Origin of the sequence: Campylobacter troglodytis (assembly GCF_006864425.1) — a bacterium.
GTDB lineage: Bacteria > Campylobacterota > Campylobacteria > Campylobacterales > Campylobacteraceae > Campylobacter_D > Campylobacter_D troglodytis.
The window spans coordinates 1-353 of record NZ_QHLI01000282.1; the positions used below are offsets into that span (position 1 = coordinate 1).

Here is a 353-nt window from a genome sequence, read left to right on the forward strand (position 1 = left end):
TTATGCCAAGCCCCAAAAGTTCGGCTTTGTTTATAGAGCAGATTGTGCGAAAGGTAGCACGAAAGCCGTGCGGAGTTACCTTACCCTTATACTTATCGTTGTATCCTAGATTTCTAATCGCCTTTTCCATACCCTCTATGGTAATATGTCGCTTTCTGCCACCGCTAGGAAAGATAAATTCATTTATGCCCTTGCTAAATAGCTGCTGTTCTTTGAGAATTTTAAGCATAAGCCTAGTCAATGGTATCTCGTGGGGCATTTTAGTTTTCATATCCTTTGCTGGTATAGTCCAAAGTGCGTTTTTAAAGTCTATGTATTTCTACCTTGTTAAAACCGTGTTAAAATGGCGATTT

1 protein-coding gene is annotated in these 353 nt (G+C 39.4%); it reads right to left on the reverse strand.

The features are described from left to right. The coding region (locus DMC01_RS12885) for a tyrosine-type recombinase/integrase (RefSeq protein WP_142694551.1) at positions 1-271 on the reverse strand (271 nt) is incomplete at its 3' end. Between the last annotated feature and the right edge of the window lie 82 nt (positions 272-353).